Annotated in this window: 11 protein-coding genes, 1 pseudogene and 1 other annotated feature (1 of these 13 cut by a window edge); of the genes and pseudogenes, 4 read left to right on the top strand and 8 right to left on the bottom strand. The window is 36.3% G+C overall.

The genetic code is table 11. The features are described from left to right. Positions 1-6 precede the first annotated feature (6 nt). Positions 7-378 (bottom strand): ArsR/SmtB family transcription factor, encoded by a 372-nt coding sequence (locus TEPIDINF_RS00665; RefSeq protein ID WP_068722815.1) that lies wholly within the window; start codon positions 376-378, stop codon positions 7-9. A 214-nt stretch (positions 379-592) separates the two neighbouring features. Here TEPIDINF_RS00665 and TEPIDINF_RS00660 point away from each other — a divergent pair, with 214 nt between their 5' ends. After that, positions 593-1,201: an IS4 family transposase gene (locus TEPIDINF_RS00660; RefSeq protein ID WP_476471649.1), complete on the top strand. Its 609-nt coding sequence runs from the start codon at positions 593-595 to the stop codon at positions 1,199-1,201. Continuing rightward, a pseudogene (locus TEPIDINF_RS15220) lies at positions 1,198-1,399 on the top strand (transposase); the annotation flags it as partial. The gene TEPIDINF_RS00660 and the pseudogene TEPIDINF_RS15220, both read left to right, overlap by 4 nt. Before the next feature lie 364 nt (positions 1,400-1,763). Here TEPIDINF_RS15220 and TEPIDINF_RS00655 read toward each other — a convergent pair. Next, a complete protein-coding gene (locus TEPIDINF_RS00655; protein ID WP_421691147.1) occupies positions 1,764-2,753 on the bottom strand; it encodes a C40 family peptidase in 990 nt (329 codons plus the stop codon). Between the two features lie 469 nt (positions 2,754-3,222). On the opposite strand from TEPIDINF_RS00655, the gene TEPIDINF_RS00650 reads away from it, so the two are divergent. After that, positions 3,223-4,980: an ABC transporter transmembrane domain-containing protein gene (locus TEPIDINF_RS00650; RefSeq protein WP_068722813.1), complete on the top strand. Its 1,758-nt coding sequence runs from the start codon at positions 3,223-3,225 to the stop codon at positions 4,978-4,980. Beyond that, the gene (locus TEPIDINF_RS00645; protein ID WP_068722812.1) at positions 4,977-6,767 is read left to right on the top strand and encodes an ABC transporter ATP-binding protein; all 1,791 of its coding nucleotides are present in this window, start codon (positions 4,977-4,979) and stop codon (positions 6,765-6,767) included. The genes TEPIDINF_RS00650 and TEPIDINF_RS00645 overlap by 4 nt, the downstream gene beginning before the upstream one ends. Positions 6,768-7,006: 239 nt before the next feature. On the opposite strand, the gene TEPIDINF_RS00640 is transcribed toward TEPIDINF_RS00645, so the two are convergent. From TEPIDINF_RS00640 to pheS, 6 genes are all read right to left on the bottom strand, one after another. Then, positions 7,007-7,276 (bottom strand): metal-sensing transcriptional repressor, encoded by a 270-nt coding sequence (locus tag TEPIDINF_RS00640; protein ID WP_068722811.1) that lies wholly within the window; start codon positions 7,274-7,276, stop codon positions 7,007-7,009. A gap of 64 nt (positions 7,277-7,340) precedes the next feature. Next, the gene (locus TEPIDINF_RS00635; RefSeq protein WP_068722810.1) at positions 7,341-8,021 is read right to left on the bottom strand and encodes a potassium channel family protein; all 681 of its coding nucleotides are present in this window, start codon (positions 8,019-8,021) and stop codon (positions 7,341-7,343) included. A 146-nt stretch (positions 8,022-8,167) separates the two neighbouring features. After that, positions 8,168-8,719 carry a CvpA family protein gene (locus tag TEPIDINF_RS00630; protein ID WP_068722809.1) on the bottom strand — a complete coding sequence of 184 codons (552 nt, stop codon included), beginning with the start codon at positions 8,717-8,719 and terminating at the stop codon, positions 8,168-8,170. An 8-nt stretch (positions 8,720-8,727) separates the two neighbouring features. Next, the gene (zapA, locus tag TEPIDINF_RS00625) at positions 8,728-8,985 is read right to left on the bottom strand and encodes a cell division protein ZapA (RefSeq protein WP_068722807.1); all 258 of its coding nucleotides are present in this window, start codon (positions 8,983-8,985) and stop codon (positions 8,728-8,730) included. Positions 8,986-9,183: 198 nt separating this feature from the next. Continuing rightward, on the bottom strand, positions 9,184-11,601 hold the full coding sequence (gene pheT, locus TEPIDINF_RS00620; RefSeq protein ID WP_068722805.1) for a phenylalanine--tRNA ligase subunit beta: 2,418 nt from the start codon (positions 11,599-11,601) through the stop codon (positions 9,184-9,186). A gap of 15 nt (positions 11,602-11,616) precedes the next feature. Then, the gene (pheS, locus tag TEPIDINF_RS00615; protein WP_068722803.1) at positions 11,617-12,651 is read right to left on the bottom strand and encodes a phenylalanine--tRNA ligase subunit alpha; all 1,035 of its coding nucleotides are present in this window, start codon (positions 12,649-12,651) and stop codon (positions 11,617-11,619) included. Positions 12,652-12,715: 64 nt separating this feature from the next. Continuing rightward, positions 12,716-12,918: a binding site (T-box leader), on the bottom strand; it runs 26 nt beyond the window's last position.

Below are 12,918 nucleotides of genomic sequence, written 5' to 3'. Positions count from 1 at the left end.
TCTCGTCTATGACCTTTCATTAATATGGACTAACCCTTGATCAAAAATCTGTTTAATATGATAATCATCTAATGAATAGTAAACAATTTTCCCTTCTCTACGATTTCTTACTAATCTAGCTTGTTTTAAGACCTTAAGCTGGTGTGAGATCGCCGATTGATTCATCCCAAGAAGGGCTGCGATATCACATACACACATTTCAGCTTCAAATAAGGCATATAAAATTTTAATCCTCGTCGTGTCACCAAACACCTTAAATAGTTCTGCTAAATCATAAAGTGTTTCTTCTTCTGGCATTGCTTCTTTCACATTCGTGACTACATCATTATGAATGATGGTACAACTACAGGTTTCTGCATAACGTTTTGTTTCAGCCACCTTTATCCCCCTTTCATATGTTTATATGAATAATTGTTCATATGTTTAATAGTAGTATATTTCATCATTTATTTTTTTTCACTAGCGTTGCATTAATTAAATCTGATGATTCAAAATAATAGCAATCTTCAAAAATTGTCCATACAACAAAAAAATCCTTTACAATGGAAGTACAGGTGATTCCTGTCCAAATCCAATAGTAAAGGACCACATTATGGACAAGAATACACTAATTTCGTCATTTGGTAAATGGGTTTCACCCATAAATTTTAAAAAAATTTTTGAACATGTTGAAAATGGTAAACAAGATTACTACATCAAGAAACTAACAACAGAGGCTTTTATTAAACTTCTGCTTTTTGCTCAGCTGCATGAAACCGAGAGTTTACAAGCCATGAGTGATGCACTACTTAATGAAGATCTGCAAAAAACACTTGGATTTGAATCGATAAGTGCCTCTCAATTATCACGAAAAAACAATGAAATCAATCCAGAAATTCTTTCAACCCTATTCATAGATCTTGTTTATCAAATTCAACAAATCCACTTTAAAAATAGAAAGAACATGCCATTAAAGATCATTGATTCAAGTACACTACCGCTTAACTTAACCCATTACAAATGGGCAAAATTTCGTAAAACAAAAGCGGGTGTAAAACTGCATTTACGACTTGTGTTCATGGACAAGGACACTGTCTATCCTGAAAAAGCAGTGATGACAACAGCAAAAGAACATGACAGAAATCAACTTGAAGTCCTTGTAGATGACAAGGAAGCCATGTATGTGTTTGACCGCGGGTATGTTGACTATGAACGTTTTTAATCACGAACCGATTTGATTTGAGCGCCGAAGAGATCAGTGAAATTTACCGATCACGCTGGGCAATTGAACTATTTTTTAAATGGCTCAAACAGCATGTTGAGATCAAACATTTTTATGGAATGAGTGAAACGGCAATACAAAATCAAATCTACTTAGCACTAATTACTAATTGCTTAAATGTTCTCGTGCAACTTGAGATGAAGAGTAAGAAATCTTTACTTCAAATCACTCGCTGGTTAAAGGCTGCGATATGGAAGCCAGCATATATTTGGTTACGTCGGTTTGACGAACGATCTAGCACATAAATAAAAGCATGATTCCTGTCACTCCAGTATTTAAATGTATATATTTACCAAATGGACAGAATCACCTTTTCTTTAGGTTTTGTCCTTTTGGCTCTAATTCACAAAAACATATTTACTGAAAATTTCGACTATATTTATGCAACGCTAGTGATTTTTTTTCAATAATTTAAAATCTATGCCTAATATAAACAAGGGATGATAGTATAAAAGCAAAAAAGTGAAGGAATCAATCCTTCACTTTTTTACTGCTATATTGCTTATTTAATCACACGACGTGCTGTAACATAGTAATCTTTCAACCATCTAACATTCATATCAGTATATGTTACACCTGGTTTACCATAGGTATGAAGTACTTTTCCATTACCAGCGTAGATGGCCACGTGGCCAATTCTACCATTATATCCAGGTAAGGTATAGAAGAGTAAATCTCCTTTTTGCCATTTTCCATATGGTACATATGCACCTACAGTAGATTGTTGACGAGAATTTCTTGGTAATTTGATCCCATTCTTATAAAAGACATATTGTGTAAAAGAAGAACAATCAAATGTATTGGTTTGATAGGCTCTCGCACCAAATTGATATGGTGTTCCCATATACTTTTCACCAGTCTCAATAATTGAATCTGCGATCGTGTTGGTTAAAGTAGGGACTGTTGATGGAGCAGTTGACCCCGTATTAGATGAACCCGTATTATTCGTTAGTGATGTTGGCGTTGAAGGCGTTGAAGGTGTTGATGTTGCTCCTGTTGAAGTTTGTCCACTTGTTAAAAAGCGTCTCGCACCAAAATACTTACCATTATAGTAACTTGTAGATAACGAATGAACAGCTACCTTTCCACTGAAAGAACTAACAAACTTTTCATCACCTAAATAGATTCCATTGAAGTCAGGATAGGATCCCTTATAGGAAAAGAACACCACATCTCCTGGTTTTAATTCATTACGATCTACATGAACGCCATAGAATGCTTGAGACTTCACTGTTCGAGGTGAGTCAATTCCATTCTTTTGGTAAACGTAATAGATTAAACCTGAAGTATCGAATCCTTCTTGAGGAGAGGCTCCTCCATATTTAAATGGTACTCCTACTTGATTTAACGCATCCCTTGTTATGTCTGTACTTGATACAGTTGCTGCTTGAGCGGTTAAGCTTGGTAAAATAGCACTTGTTGGTCCAAAGGAACCAAATACCATTGTGGTGGCAATAGCCAAGCCAGCCAGTTTCTTTGCAGTATATCTCATACATAACCTCCTATGTTGTTTTTTCTAAATCTCTTATTCTAGGATTTAGATTTATTCTTGGTGCGTATTTACATGGTAACATAGGTAGTGTTGTGATGGACGATGTAATATCTACCAACTTCTTTGCTAGTTTTTGGTTTACTGATGTTCACATCTTTCTTCATATTTTCTTCATAAATTCCCAAAATATAGAGCAGTACTGGAAAAATCCCTCTTTCATTTTAATAAAAGTATTTAAAAATTAGTAGATTTACTCAGATCAAAAAGATGTAATTATTAGAATTACATCCATAAATTACATCTATTTTTAGATACAAAATCAACAAAAGTGACTGTTTTCTTTAATGCTTGTTCCGATTGATTATATGGAAGGAAAATTCAAAAAAATCTTTACTTTGCAACAAAAACGAGATATAATTTCCAAACCGCGGCTTTATATTCCATATAACAACACAAGAAAGGAGTCTTTATGAGTATTTTTCGGGATTTATGGTGGTTTTTTAAGTTAGAAAGAAAGAGCTATATCACTGGTGTTCTTCTTTTGATGTTGGTCTCATTCCTTAATTTATTTCCACCCTATGCCGTTGGTAAAATCGTCGATCAAATCAAAGGACAAACGTTAACGACAGAACAATTATTGCTATGGATTTTGCTTATTTTATTTGCCGGAATCCTTATGTACGTCTTGCGCTATATTTGGCGTATGATGATCTTTGGATCTGCCGTTAAATTGGGAGCCTTGTTACGCCAACGTTTATATGATCATTTTACAAAATTATCATCGCAATTTTATCATAAGCACCGAATCGGTGATCTAATGGCTCATTCAACCAATGATATTCAAGCGATTGAAGGCACTGCTGGAGAAGGGGTTTTAACCCTAGTAGACTCCTTAACAATGGGAACACTTGTCATCGTGGCCATGGCCACTACAATTAGTTGGAAATTAACGCTGATTACGCTTTTACCCATGCCTTTTATGGCTTGGCTGACTAACTTTTATGGTTCTCTCGTACACGAACGTTTTTTTCAAGCACAAGATGCCTTCTCTCATTTAAATGAAAAAGTTCAGGAAAATGTCTCGGGAATTCGTGTTATTAAAGCATTTGGTCAAGAAGAGGCAGAAAAGAATATTTTTGCAAATCAATCCATGGATACGGTTAAAAAGAATATTGCAGTAGCCAAAGTCGATTCATTATTTGATCCTACCATTCAATTGATTGTAGGGATCTCTTTCTTTCTTGCAGTGGCCTTTGGCGCCAAATTTGTGATAGGGAAAGAGATGACGATTGGTCAGTTGACATCTTTTACAATTTATTTGGGTCAATTGATCTGGCCAATGTTAGCTTTTGGTTGGTTATTTAATATAGTTGAACGTGGTCGTGCTTCCTATGATCGCGTTCAGGAGTTACTTCATGTTAAACCTGCCATTGTTGACAAAGTAGGTGCAATTAAGCAGCCTCCTACTGGCGATCTAGCCTATCAGATTAACTCTTTCACCTATCCTGAACAAGAGAAACCAACATTAAGAAATGTTGATTTCACATTAAAAAAAGGGCAAACTCTTGGTGTGATTGGAAAAACAGGAAGTGGGAAAACAACGTTACTTCGTTTATTACTTCGGGAATTTGATCTCGATCAAGGTGATATCACCATTAATTATAAATCAATCTATGATTATACTTTAGACGCTCTACGCTCTTCGGTCGGTTATGTACCACAGGAACATTTCCTCTTCTCAGGTACGATAACAGAAAATATTTCCTTTGCAAAACCTAAGGCCACGTTAGAAGAAGTAATCGAAGTGGCAAAATTAGCTGCAATCCATAAAGATATCCTGCAATTCGAAGAAAAGTATGAAACGATGGTTGGAGAAAGAGGGGTCACTTTATCTGGGGGACAAAAACAAAGAATCTCAATTGCCCGCGCTTTACTTATAGATCCGGAGATTCTAATCCTAGATGATGCATTATCAGCAGTGGATGCCAAGACAGAGGAAGGCATCTTACAATCGCTTTTAAAAAATCGTTTAAATAAAACAACATTGATCTCCTCACACCGTTTAAGTGCTGTGCAACACGCAGATCTGATTATCGTCCTTAAAGAAGGCCAAATCATTGAGCGAGGAAGTCATGAAGAATTAATGCAATTAGAGGGATGGTATAAAGAGATGTATCAACGTCAACAACTAGAATTTTTAGTCGAAAAAGGGGGCGTTTCAGAATGAATACAACTCCTCAAACGGAGGCAATTTCAAAACAAAGGGTATTTCGTAGGCTTTTGTCGTATATCAAACCCCATATCAAGGGATTAACGAATGCCTTTATCATTTTGCTTGTTGCTACATCTGCTGATGTTGTTGGCCCGATTCTCATTAAAATCTTTATTGACGACTACCTAACACCTGGTCTTTTTGAATGGAAAGCAATCAGTTTACTTGGGGCTGGTTATTTACTTCTTCATATTACATCTGTAAGTTTAAACTTTTACCAACTGATTTCTTTTCAGAAAATCGCCCTATGGATCATTCATCAATTGCGGGTCGATGTGTTTGCGAAGGTTCAACATATGGGGCTCACATTTTTCGATAACACTCCAGGAGGAAGTATCGTTTCTCGGATTACTAATGATACAGAAGCGATCAAAGAATTATACATTAGTGTGTTATCTACTTTCGTTCAAAATATGATCTTTCTGATGGGAATCATTGTAGGAATGTTCTTCCTTAATGTGAAAATGGCCTTGCTTTTTCTCTTGCTCATGCCATTTATCCTTTTACTGATGCATGGATATCGAAAATTAAGTGCAAAGATTTTTCACCAAGCGAGAAAAAAATTAAGCCAGCTAAATGCCAAACTAAACGAATCTCTTCAAGGGATGAATATCATTCAAGCGATGCGTCAAGAAAGAAGGGTAAGTAGTGAATTTGGTAAGACCAACCAAGACTACTTGACATTTAATATCAAGCAAATCAAAATCAACTCTCTAATGGTTAGACCTGCTGTAGATTTCCTTTACCTCGTAGCTTTAAGCTTAATCTTAAGTTTTTTTGGGATCGAGTCTATTCACACGTCGATTGAAATTGGTGTCGTTTATGCGTATTTGAATTATTTAGATCGTTTCTTTGAACCCGTCAATATGATGATGTTTCGCCTAAGTCAATTTCAACAAGCGATCGTTGCCGCTGAAAGAGTATTTGGACTACTTGATGATGAACGAATGGCTCCAGCCAAAATTGGTGATGATTCATCAGTGATTCAAGAAGGTCATATTGAATTTAAAGATGTCACTTTCTCCTATGATGGAAAAACAGATATCTTAAAAAATATCTCTTTTGTTGCTAAACCTGGTGAGACTGTTGCTTTGGTTGGACATACAGGCAGTGGTAAAAGTTCGATTATCAATTTATTGATGCGTTTTTATCCAATTGAGCACGGGGAAATTCTAATTGATGGTGTCCCCCTTTCCCATTACCCTAATGAGGAATTGCGTAAAAAAATCGGTCTAGTCTTACAAGATCCCTTTCTTTTTGTCGGAGATATTAAACAAAATATTCGGTTGCATAATGAGGAAATTAGCGATGAGGAAATCATCGAAGCAGCTAAGTATGTTCAAGCAGATTTCTTTATTCAAAATCTTCCTAATCGCTATTACGAACCTGTTGTAGAACGCGGAGCCACTTTTTCATCTGGACAACGGCAGCTGATCTCCTTTGCTCGAACAATGGCTATCAAGCCAAAAATATTGGTTTTGGATGAGGCAACGGCTAGTATTGATACGGAGACAGAGGAAGCGATTCAAACAGCGCTAGAAAAGATGAGAAAAGGAAGAACGACCATCGCTATCGCACATCGGCTCTCTACGATTCAAGATGCTGATTTGATCCTAGTCTTACACCATGGTGAAATCGTGGAAAGAGGAACTCATCAAGAACTCCTTGCAAAAGGTGGCCTCTATCATAAGATGTTCTTGCTCCAACAAGGAATAAAGAGCCCACAAAAGAAAGAGGCCTAGCGCCTCTTTTTAAGGACAAGAAAGTGTACACTTTCTTCCTTTAGTTGTTTAAGGGTTTCTTTAATCAAAGAAAGGCATGGATGACGGAGCGCGCTGGAATATACAAACCTTTTTATCTTACATCACAAACCAATAAATACTGAACTTCGTTTGGTCTGCATTTTCTTCTTTCAACTTTTCGCGAAAATAAGATAACATCTCCTCTGATACATCAACAGCAGCTTTATTCCCCTGATCGTCTACCTTGTTTTTAATAGTAATTGTATGGCGTCTTTAATGATTTTATCCGTATCACGTTGTTCGTCCTCTTTTTGCATTTCATCCATTAAACATTTACTCATATCTGTGCCAATGACGTGAACAATCACACGGTCAACAGCATTACGTACCGCAGACAATTGGTGAATGACATCATTGCATTCTTGTCCTTCTTCCATCATTCGGAGGACGCCTCTTACCTGTCCCTCTACTCTCTTTAAGCGATTCTTAATCTCTGGGGAGTAATTCATAGAACCACCTCCATCACATATCCTTATACATTAAATACCTTAACAGGTATATTGTTTGTCTCTATTATATCTTTAATTTTTTCTTTTTACCATTTGAATATTCTTCGAACCGTTTTATATCATCAATATGACCAACTAATACTAAAATGTCACCTTCTTGAAATTGATCATTGGCTTGAGGTGCAATTTTTAGCTGCTCATTAGATTTGATTGCCATCACATTTAAGCCAAATTTAGCGCGTATATCTAATTCAAGTAGGGTCTTTCCTACGATATCTGGTCCAATCGCAATCTCTACAATGTTATAGTTTGGTGCTAGTTCTATATAATCAAGGATATTAGGAGTAATAAGCTGGTGAACGACACGGATCCCCATGTCTCGTTCTGGGTAGATAATTTTATCTGCACCAATTTTTTCCAACACCTTTCCATGAAGCTCATTTTGGGCTTTTACTACAATTCTTGGCACTCCTAAGTCTTTAAGAATCAATGTAGTCAAAATGCTTGATTGGATATCTTCACCAATCGCCACAATGACCACATCAAAATTACGAATCCCAATGGTTTTTAAAGCAACTTCATCTGTAGAATCTACTTGTAATACATGTGTAGCCCGATTGACCATTTCTTGAACTTTTTCCTCTTTTGAATCAATTCCTAGTACTTCATAGCCCATTTCATATAGTGTTCCAGCTAAACTTGAACCAAAACGTCCCAAACCAATGACTGCAAATTGTGTAGCCACTTTTTTCTCCTCCTAAAATAATGCCCTTATAAACACAAGAAAACACATATAGTACTCTACTTATTTTCTATGAAAATGTCAACGAAATTCATAAAAAAAATCATACCTAATTTGGCATGATTTGTAATGTATATTAACTTATACGATTAAAGATATGAAGAATTAGAGGTGTTCCATAGATGATATAATTTCTCAGTAATAACAGGTGTCATTTGCAACGTATATTTAGCAAAATAGGATCCTTCTAAAACATTTTTTAATTCCGCCCATGGCATGACTGAGAGGATATGAACCAATATAATCAGAATAAAAAGAATTTGGACAAGTCCTAATAATGCACCAGAAAGTCGATTTACAATGGCAATACCGGGTAAACTGGCAATCTGATGTAGAATGCTACCCCCAATATTCAAAATAAGCTTAGTACCAAAAAAGATAAGAAAGAATGCAATCGCATTATAAAACATTGTGGGAAGCTGAAAAGTTTCCGAAAATAAATACAAAGAAGACTGTTCAAATGTTGGCATAGGCACTACACTTTGTATCAAAGGTACTAATTCACCTGAAAAGCGATAGGCCAAATAAAGAGAAAGAAAAAAACCTATAAAGTGAATGAACTGACGAATTAATCCTAACTGATAACCTCGAAAAATGGAGACAATGATGATGATCACAATAATCAGATCCATTGTATTCATCTTTTCACCTACTCTTCTTCTTCAATCAACTTTAACAATTCATCATACTCTTGTTTCAACCTAAAATATTCATCAGCAATATTCACCGCAGTAAGCACCGCAATTTTAGTTGTATCTAATCGAGGATTAGAATCCGCAATTTGTTTCATTCTTTCGTCAACATATCCAGCAACCATCCGCATATAATTTGAACTCGCTTTTCCCACAATTTTATACTGTTGTCCATAAATCATGACGGGTAGACGATTTTTTTGCTCTTCATTCACTTATAGAACCCCCTTGCTGCCTCTATATACTTCGATGTTGTAATACATTCTATAGAAAGGTATAAAATTCCTTCAATATAGACCAGTATATCATGATTTATAAGCGATGAGGGAAAAAAGAGGTCACCTTAAGTTTAGGCAACCTCTTATTCTTTGAGTAAATCGTCGATTTGCTTCAATGTTCGAAAAGGATTGTAATTATTTTCTTAATTCTGCGTGATACTTTTCCTTCAGTTGTTCCAGAATTTGTCCATGTCTCTTTGCTACTTCTTCATCTGTTAAGGTACGTTCTGGACTACGATAGATAAGTGAAAAAGCGATGCTTTTTTTATCTTCCCCTAATTGTTCACTCATGTAAACATCAAACAAGGTAAGATCCTCTAACAACTCTCTACCATTTTCATAAATAGTATCCATTAACGAGCTGGATTCTACATTTTTATCAACAACCACTGCTATATCCCTTTGAATTGCAGGATATTTTGGCAATGGCTGATATTCAATTTCTATATCTGCTAGTTCCAGAATGGTATTCAAATCTAATTCAAAACCATAGCATTCATCTAAATCATATTGAGTTTGAACTTCTGGGTGAATCTGACCAATATAACCGATGATTTTTTCCCCAATTTTGATCTCTGCTGTTCGACCAGGATGAAAGCCTTTTGCCCTAACCGCTTGATATTCGACATTTCTTAATCCTAAGCTAATAAATAAGTGTTCTAGAACCCCTTTTACTTCATAAAAATCTATGTTGTGTTCTTTGGATTGCCAATGTATGGGTAAGGAACCCATCATAAAACCTGCAACAGTCCATCTCTCAGAAGGAAGTTCAGTTAAATGAATTTCATTGGAAATAAAAGTGGCTCCTATTTCATATATACGAATATTATGATTGCGACGATTCACATTGTATTTAGCTATTTCTAACAATTGTGGGAGAAGTTGTGTTCTCAAAAATTGCCTTTCTTCACTCATTGGCATGGCTAAAGAAATAGGTCTTGGCTGATTCGCCAACCCTTGTAATATATCAAGTTGGGATTCCCCGATAAAAGTATAACTGATTACTTCCTGTAAACCAGAAACCTCCAGAAGATTTTTTATCATTCTACGAAGTTTTTGTTTTTTGGTTAGCCCACCTTGGATATATTCGCCAATAGGTAATGTTGTCGGGATATGATCATACCCATAAATTCTTGCGATTTCTTCAATTAAATCCGCTTCAATCGTAACATCTGGTCTTCTAGTAGGAATGATTACCCTTAGGCCACTCGTTTCTTCTTCTACAGAAAAACCTAAGCGTTTCATAATAGCAACCATTTCTTGTACATTTAACTCAGTACCAAGAATTTGATTGATACGATCTGGCTTTAATGGAATCATCAATTCTGTTGGTTGTTCTAACTTTTCTTCTGTTATTCCACCTTCAATGCTACCCCCAGCATACTCTACTAATAATGCCGCTGCTCGATTTAATGCCGCATAGATTCGATTGGGGTCAACCCCTTTTTCAAAACGCATACTTGCTTCAGAACGAAGCCCAAGCTTTTTAGAGGTTGATCTGATGGAAAAGCCCTTAAAATAGGCTGATTCTAATAAAATTTGGGTTGTGTTTTTTGTAACTTCACTATTGGCAGCCCCCATTACTCCTGCGATGGCAATAGGTTTTACTCCATCGGTAATCAAAAGCATTTGTTCGTCTAATTCTCGTTCTTGGTCATCTAAGGTGACGATTTTTTCATTAGGTTTTGCCATCCGAACAACAACTTTTGCTTGATCCAATTTTTCAAAATCAAAGGCGTGTAAAGGCTGCCCGTATTCCAACATGACAAAGTTGGTAATGTCAACCACATTATTTATGGGCCTGATTCCTGCTGCAATCAGACGATTTTGCATCCATTGTGGAGAATCTGAAATTTTTACATTTTTAACTAGACGGGCTGCATAATGAGGACATGCTTCAGGTGACTCAATCTTAATTTGAACAGGATGATTTTGGTCAATGTTATTCTCTAGATTTATTTCAGGTAGTTTTATATTCCTGTCTAAAATAGCGGCTACCTCATATGCAACACCAATCATGTTTAAACAATCTGAACGGTTTGGCGTTAAGTCCAACTCTAGGATGTAATCATTAAACCCTAACAAAGGTTCAATCGGCTCACCAATTTTGGCATCGTCTGAAAGAACTAGAATCCCTTCGGTTTTTTCTTTAGATAATAATTTTTCATTCATTCCTAATTCTTTGGCGGAACAAATCATCCCTTCAGAGTCAACTCCACGCAATTTTGCCTTTTTAATTTTAATATCTCCTGGTAAGGTAGCACCAACTAATGCGACAGGTACCTTTTGACCCTGTGCAACATTTGCCGCACCACAAATAATTTGTAAAGGTTCACCCTGACCCACGTCTACCTTACACAAACTTAATTTCTCGGCATTTGGATGCTGTTCTCGTTCTACTACATAACCGATTACTACTTTTTCTAAAGCAGGATTGCTTTTTTCTACAAGATCAACTGCTACACCACTACGAGTTAACTTTTCCGCTAATTCATATGGATCGATATCTTGAATGTCAACATATTGGGATAACCATTGATAGGATACTCTCATCTTTTCTAACCTCCCTTAAACCCGTTTAAACTGATCTAAAAATCTTAAATCGTTGGTGTAAAAATGGCGAATGTCATCAATACCATATTTTAACATAGCGATCCTTTCTACACCCATACCAAAGGCAAATCCGGAATACCTTTCTGGATCATAACCAGCCATCTCTAACACTTTTGGATGAACCATCCCTGAACCAAGGATTTCAATCCAGCCAGTATTTTTACATGTTCGGCAGCCATCTCCACCACACATCATACAGGATACATCTACCTCTGCACTTGGTTCTGTGAAAGGAAAGAAGCTTGGACGTAAGCGAATTTTTGCATGATCGCCATACATTTTCTTAGCAAAATTAAGAAGAACCCCTTTTAAATCAGTCATGGTTATGTTTTCATCAACCACAAGTCCTTCAATCTGGATAAATTGATGGGAATGAGTCGCATCATCGTCATCTCTACGGTAAACTTTTCCTGGACAAATGATTTTTACAGGAACATTTCCTTTTTTGTTTAGCATCGTCCGCACTTGAACAGGAGAAGTATGCGTCCTCATCAAGATTTCTTCTGTAATATAGAATGAATCTTGCATATCACGAGCAGGATGCTCTTTTGGTAAGTTTAATGCTTCAAAGTTATAGTAATCTGATTCTACTTCTGGACCTTCAGCTACCTCAAATCCCATACCGATAAAAATATCTTCAATTTCCTCAATCACTTTTGATAATGGATGCCTATTCCCTTGGCTTATTGGTTTACCAGGTAAAGTGACATCAATAGTTTCTTTCTCAAGTTTTTCTTCTAAAGCCTTGTTTTTTATTGCGGTCTCTTTTAAATTTAGACCCCTTTCAATTTCTTCCCTTATTTCATTAACCAACTTTCCAATGAGCGGGCGCTCTTCTGCTGAAACATTTGCCATCCCTCGTAGCACTTCTGTGATGGGCCCTTTTTTGCCTAAATATTTTACTTTTACTGCAGTTAAAGCTTGGATGTCATTTACTTGATCAATTTCCGTTAGAGCTTCTTGCTTCAATTGCTCTAATCGCTCCTTCATAACATTTCCTCCCTTGTATCATATACTTAAAAATAGCCCACAAAAAAGAGGCCTTTCATCCTTGGCAAGGGACGAAAGACCGTGGTACCACCCTAATTTATGAACAATTAAACAAGATTGATTGTTCAACTTTAGTGTCTTAACGTAGACAAAACGGATTCTCCTACTGATCCTTTTCAGAGATCTGCTCCAGAGCGAACTTCAATAAAACCATCTTAGAGATGCTTCCAGTCTATGACATCTCCTCCCTAAAAGATGGGAATTTAT

This window comes from Tepidibacillus infernus (assembly GCF_048898065.1).
GTDB lineage: Bacteria > Bacillota > Bacilli > Tepidibacillales > Tepidibacillaceae > Tepidibacillus_B > Tepidibacillus_B infernus.
Note: the sequence above shows the minus strand (reverse complement) of the source record. Positions and strands in the feature narration are given on the sequence as shown.

Coding starts and splice junctions, on each gene's coding strand:
- TEPIDINF_RS00630 (WP_068722809.1), bottom strand. CDS start 8,719: ATGAATACAATGGATCTGATTATTGTGATCATCATCATTGTCTCCATT.
- TEPIDINF_RS00660 (WP_476471649.1), top strand. CDS start 593: ATGGACAAGAATACACTAATTTCGTCATTTGGTAAATGGGTTTCACCC.
- TEPIDINF_RS00640 (WP_068722811.1), bottom strand. CDS start 7,276: ATGAATTACTCCCCAGAGATTAAGAATCGCTTAAAGAGAGTAGAGGGA.
- pheT (WP_068722805.1), bottom strand. CDS start 11,601: ATGAGAGTATCCTATCAATGGTTATCCCAATATGTTGACATTCAAGAT.
- TEPIDINF_RS00655 (WP_421691147.1), bottom strand. CDS start 2,753: ATGAGATATACTGCAAAGAAACTGGCTGGCTTGGCTATTGCCACCACA.
- TEPIDINF_RS00650 (WP_068722813.1), top strand. CDS start 3,223: ATGAGTATTTTTCGGGATTTATGGTGGTTTTTTAAGTTAGAAAGAAAG.
- TEPIDINF_RS00645 (WP_068722812.1), top strand. CDS start 4,977: ATGAATACAACTCCTCAAACGGAGGCAATTTCAAAACAAAGGGTATTT.
- pheS (WP_068722803.1), bottom strand. CDS start 12,651: ATGAAGGAGCGATTAGAGCAATTGAAGCAAGAAGCTCTAACGGAAATT.